The following is a 367-nucleotide window of genomic DNA, read 5'->3' as shown; positions in this document are numbered from 1 at the left end:
ATGATATACTGCATAAAAAGCGATTCGCGCCGCCTTGCTTCTTCGCGCATCCGGTTGATCGTAAGCCCGTTCGCGATAACAGCCGCCGGATCGCGGGTAAAATACAGATTCGGCATCGGGTCGAGGTAAAACGGATAATGTTCCGACATCAGTTCATACAAATGTGTCTTCTTTTCTTCCGCAATTTCCGTCTTCAAGACACCTGCCATCACTTTTTGCACCATTTCTTCAACCGGGAATGAAAGCAGATAGTCTTTCAGGATGTCGTACGTACCATGGATATCGGCGTTGCTTTCGGACAATACTTCGCCGATAAATCGCCTTCGTACTTCTTCATTTTCGAGCGATTCAGCGGCAAGTTTATCCA

The 367-nt window shown here is 47.1% G+C and carries 1 protein-coding gene; it reads right to left on the bottom strand.

The features are described 5' to 3' along the window. On the bottom strand, window positions 1–367 hold a 367-nt coding region (locus ACLWS4_RS37900), incomplete at both ends, for an arginine deiminase family protein (protein WP_416876561.1).

The organism is Kitasatospora sp. SC0581, assembly GCF_048159585.1.
Classification (GTDB): Bacteria; Actinomycetota; Actinomycetes; order Streptomycetales; family Streptomycetaceae; genus Kitasatospora.
The sequence above is the reverse complement of the archived record's forward strand: the minus strand, read 5'-3'. Positions and strand labels throughout refer to the sequence as shown.